The 4,820-nt window shown below is 66.6% G+C and carries 5 protein-coding genes; 2 read left to right on the top strand and 3 right to left on the bottom strand.

The genetic code is table 11. The features are described from left to right. Both JMF90_RS24375 and JMF90_RS24370 read right to left on the bottom strand, forming a co-directional pair. On the bottom strand, positions 1 to 875 hold an 875-nt coding region (locus JMF90_RS24375), incomplete at its 3' end, for a 3-deoxy-7-phosphoheptulonate synthase (protein ID WP_201325522.1). A gap of 193 nt (positions 876 to 1,068) precedes the next feature. Beyond that, entirely contained in the window at positions 1,069 to 2,391 is a 1,323-nt protein-coding gene (locus tag JMF90_RS24370) for a lipase family protein (protein ID WP_011548831.1), read from the bottom strand. Between the two features lie 403 nt (positions 2,392 to 2,794). Between JMF90_RS24370 and JMF90_RS24365 the strand changes: the two genes are divergently transcribed. Further along, complete coding sequence (locus tag JMF90_RS24365) at positions 2,795 to 3,349, top strand: hypothetical protein (RefSeq protein ID WP_041489449.1); 555 nt, start codon at positions 2,795 to 2,797, stop codon at positions 3,347 to 3,349. 158 nt (positions 3,350 to 3,507) lie between these two features. Here JMF90_RS24365 and JMF90_RS24360 read toward each other — a convergent pair whose 3' ends face one another. Beyond that, the gene (locus JMF90_RS24360; RefSeq protein ID WP_041489653.1) at positions 3,508 to 4,218 is read right to left on the bottom strand and encodes a YceH family protein; all 711 of its coding nucleotides are present in this window, start codon (positions 4,216 to 4,218) and stop codon (positions 3,508 to 3,510) included. A gap of 407 nt (positions 4,219 to 4,625) precedes the next feature. On the opposite strand from JMF90_RS24360, the gene JMF90_RS24355 reads away from it, so the two are divergent. Next, a partial coding sequence (locus JMF90_RS24355) for an SDR family NAD(P)-dependent oxidoreductase (RefSeq protein ID WP_201325521.1) occupies positions 4,626 to 4,820 on the top strand: 195 nt, incomplete at its 3' end.

Genomic DNA, 4,820 nt, shown 5'->3' with positions numbered 1-4,820 from the left:
GAGTTCGCATGCGAGCAGTCGACCATCACCTGCTCGCGCAACCCGGCCTTGCGCAGCACCGCGCAACTCGCCTCGACGTGCTCGGCATCGTAGTTCGGGCCGTTCTTGCCGCCGCGCAGGATCACGTGCGCATCGTCGTTGCCGCGCGTCTCGAAGATCGCGGCCATCCCCATCTTCGTCATCCCCATGAACGCATGGCTCGCCGCCGCGGCGACGATTGCGTCCGACGCGACCTGCACGCCACCGTCGGTACCGTTCTTGAAGCCGATCGGGCAGCTCAACCCCGACGCAAGCTGGCGGTGGCTCTGGCTCTCGGTCGTGCGCGCGCCGATCGCGCCCCACGCGATCAGGTCGGCGATGTACTGCGGGCTCAGCAGGTCGAGGAATTCGGTCGATGCCGGCAGGCCGAGCGCGTTGATGTCGAGCAGCAATTGCCGCGCGGCGCGCAGCCCTTCGTTGATGCGGAAGCTACCGTCGAGGCGCGGATCGTTGATGTACCCCTTCCAGCCGACCGTCGTACGCGGCTTCTCGAAGTACACGCGCATCGTGATCAGCAGGTCGTCCTTCAGCGCGTCGGCTGCGACCTTCAGGCGCCGTGCGTAATCGAGCGCCTGGTCGTGATCGTGGATCGAGCACGGGCCGACGACGAGCAGCAGCCGGTCGTCGCGGCCGTGCAGGATGTCGCCGATCGCGCGACGCGTATCCTCGACGAGCGTCTGCGTCGCGGCCGGCACCGGCAGCTCGTCGAGCAGCAGCGCGGGCGAAATCAGCGGACGCACGGCGCCGATGCGGACGTCGTCGATGCGTGTGGTGTCCTGCGTCGCGTCGGCGCTGCCTACCTCGCGATCATGGGAAGGATTGTCGAGGTTCTGCATGGTGATTCTCCGGGGGACGTCTGTCTGGAATGATGGGCAGGCTCGATTATGGCACCCGGAGAAGGTCGCGGCGGGTTACGGCGGGGGAATGCGGACGACGGCCGCCGCAGTCACGCGATCGACGTCGAAACGACGCAAAAAAAGGCGACCCGCAAAGGGGTCGCCCGACCGTTTGCCGCATTGCGCGGCATGACTAGTGCCGCGTCTCGGGCGCGAGCGAGTTGCTCGGCAGCAGCGACGTCAGCCAGCAATTGTTCGGCGCGGCCTTGCCGTTGAAGCGATCGTAGAGCCACGGCAGCATGCCGGCCACCCACGGCACGATCGCGCCCGCGTGTTCGAGCGGATATTCGGTGTACGTGACCGCCGTGCCGCTGGCGCAAAACTTCTGCGCCAGCGCGCGCACGTCGTACGCCAGCATCACGCCGTCGCCCACCTGGCTGCCGAAGGTGCCGTCCAGCGCGCCCGCAGTACCCTGGCCGATGAACATCGGGATCGTCGGCGACGCGGCCAGCCCCGCATTCACCTTGTTCGCATAGGTGACGTACACCGGAATGCTGTTGATGTCGTTCGCGTATTGCGGCTTGAACAGCGTGCCCCAGCGCAGGCCCGTGTACTTCGGCAGGATGTAGGCGAGCGACTGGTTCTGGATATCCTTGAACACGGCCACGCCCGTCTCGCTGAGGTACGGCGTCAGGTCGAAGCCATAGCCGCGCGACAGGCCGGCCAGCGCGGCCGCGGCCACGCCGCCCCACACGATGCTGCCGTCGACATAACGCAGGTTGTGCGCCGGGTCGACCAGCACGCCGCCCTCCGCCGCGCCGACGAGCTGCCGGTTGACGTCGGGCGCGTAGCTCGGCGCGAGTTGCGCGGCCCAGTTCGTCGCGATCGCGCCGCCGGAATAGCCGATCATCGCGACCTTGCTCGACGGATTCAGCCCGGTCGACGGCGTATTGAGCGCGGCGCGAATCGAATCGAGCGTCGTCATCCCGTATTCGGGGCCGGCCGCGAAATCGGCCGTCTGGCCCTCGGTATCGGGCACGATGATGTTGTAGCCGAGCAGCAGCAGCGTCGACAGCGGAATCGATTCCGCGCTGTACAGCAACGTGCCGACGTTGATGACCTTGGTCACGTCGCGATCGCCGGCGATCACCTGCGACGGCTCGTCGTACGGGTTCAGCGAATCGTAGGCCGACTGGTACGAGATCGCGTGGCCGTTGCTGACCGGGCTGCGGATCACGGAGGTCACGTTGACGACCGGCTGGTTCAGCGCGTTGCTGGTGCGATACAGCAATTGCTGCGCGGTCACCGCGGTCGGAATGCCGGCCACGTGATAGGTGACGTTACGCGTCTTGATCACGGTGCCCGGTGGAACCGATGCCAACGGCGTGGAGCCGGTGTACGTGTAGAACGGATCGGAGACGGCTGGCGCCGCGGCGCTGGCCGGCGGTGTCGTGACGGCAAGTATGGCTGACACCGCGGCCGCAGCCGCGACAATCATGAAACGTCTGGAGGACATGGGTGGAGGCCCCTGGGATAACCTGCTTGCATCGAAGGAAATTCGGCGGTGTTGCAGACCATCGCGATTGCCGCTTCAACAGCGTTTCGGTGCCATCGACTGTCTCCTGTAAATGAATGATCCGGTTTTTTCCGATTCTGTAATTTAGTAGGACTGCAAATCTGATTTATTGAAGCACAACGAGAATGCGTTCGAGATGCGTTTTCGCTTGTTTGAAGGTAAACGTCTAAACCGGTTGCCACGCGAGGTCGGCGGCCCGGCCGTTCGGCCGAGTGTTCGCGTTGGAGGGGAGTACCGTAGGATCACCGTTGTCCGGTACCGAAGCGGCCCGTCGTGCGACGCTGGTCGCTCCGCACACCGCTTGCCTGTGACCGATCGTTTCCTGCCCAACCGACACGCCACGATGACCGTCTCCGAACTGCTCCGCGCCATCCGCCAACCCTATGTCGACCTGCTCGCGAAAGCCACCACGCAATCGGCCGTCGTCGTCGAGCCGGCCTACCGGCAGGCCGACGGCACGCTGGCCACCGAAGGCCCGCTCGCGTTGCCGTGCCGCGCCGACACGATCGCGACCGAAGGCGAGGCGGCCGGCCAGCCCGCGATGGTCGATTCGGCCACGCAGCTGGATTTCGAGCCGTTCGCATTCGAACTCGAAACGGCAGCCGTGTCGATCCAGCCGTTCGTGTGGGACTGGGCGGCGGTCGAGGCCGACGGTCTCGACGAAAGCACCGCGAACGACGCGTTCAAGACGTGGTTCCTCGCGTGGTTCGACGCGGACGACGAGAACACGCCGGCCGAAGACGGACTGCACGGCATCGTTCACTACCTGTCGGAACCGGTTCGCACGGAACAGGGCTGGCGCATCCACGCGGATCTCGGTTCCGCGCCGGAGACGGCCGTCGAGGATCTGCTGTTCCGGCTCGTCGATGCGGGCGCAACGCGGATCAGTGTCGGTTGATATGCGTCTTCATCGCTCACGCACCGTCATGAAAACCATTCGGTTGCCGCCGTGATGCGCCGGTTGATCCGAAGCGCGTGCGTGGTACCTCGTCCCCGGCGTCGAGCTGAAGTGACGCGGCGGTCCGCGCGCACCGCTGCCATTGCATCAGGAAGCGATCAGGACGCGTCGCCCGGTGCGTCGACGTCGATGCCGAGTTCGCTCGCCATCCGTTGAACCAGCGCATTGAGTCGCGCCACTTCGTCCGCGAGGCGCTTCTGTTCGGCCTTTAGCGCCTCGAATTCGGAAGGCGGCACCGAATCCGCGCCGCCGCCGGCATCCGCGCTCGCGAAGTCGGCCATGTTCACGTCGCCGCACATCAGGTGCATCCAGCGGTTCTCGCGCGCACCCGGCGCACGCGGCAGCCGGACGACGAGCGGCTGCGCGCGCGCCGCGAGTTCGTCCAGGAACGCCTCGACCGACGAGATGTCCGCGAAGCCGTGCAGGCGTGCGCTGTTCAGGCGCAGCTCGGCGGCCGTCTGCGGGCCGCGCAGCAGCAGGATCGTCAGCAGCGCGATCGCCTGGCTCGGGATGCCGAGCACGCGGTTCATGTTGTGCTCGAAACGCGGCACGCGGCTGCTGCTGCCCTCCATCACGAGGCTCAGGCGCTTCAGCTCGTCGAGCGCGGTCGTGACTTCGTCCTCGCTGACGTTCATCACCGGCGCGCGCGCGGTTTTCTGGTTGCAGCCCGCGGTCAGCGCGTTCAGCGACAGCGGGTAGGTATCCGGCACCGTGTGTTGTTTCTCGACGAGCACGCCGAGAATGCGGGCCTCGAGAGGCGTGAGTTCGCGAAGGGCGCGGGGCGTGGGCGTATCCGGCGTGGTGTTCATGAGTGGCGTCGCAGCGTGCAGCAGGTGAAGGGAAACGATCGCGGCCCGTACGGCATCGCGCACGGGCGAGCCATATGATAGCTCGCGACGCACGGCCCGGCGCCGCTTGGCGCAGCAGCATGCGGACTTGCCGCAGCGGGTTTTCGTCCGACGTAGCGGCGCGCGCGATAGCGTGCGGCGCATCGCTGCGATGCGCGTGCGCGGCACCGCAGCTTCATCCTTCGCGCGCGCCGGGCGTTTGCGCGATGCGCATGCCGGCGCTACGATAGACGTTCATCCCGATATCAGCGGCGCCGCACACGACCGCTTTCGCACGCCGATACCACGCATCACCCGCGTTGAATGCGCTGCCGCCGTGCGTGCGCACCGCTCGTCAAACCCGCTCACCCCCTCACCCGTTCACCACCATGACTGCATCCTCTTCCGCACCCGTGCGCGCCATCGTCACCGGACACACCCGCGGCGTCGGCGCGGCGCTCGCCGAACAACTCCTGCAGGAAGGCATCGCCGTGCTCGGCGTGTCGCGCAGCCGTCATCCGTCGCTCGCGTCACAGGCCGGCGAGCGCTTTACCGAGGTCGAACTCGACCTGTCGGACTCGAAG

The organism is Burkholderia sp. E168m23 (assembly GCF_016586125.1).
GTDB classification, from domain to species: domain Bacteria; phylum Pseudomonadota; class Gammaproteobacteria; order Burkholderiales; family Burkholderiaceae; genus Burkholderia; species Burkholderia orbicola.
The sequence above is the reverse complement of the archived record's forward strand: the minus strand, read 5'-3'. Positions and strand labels throughout refer to the sequence as shown.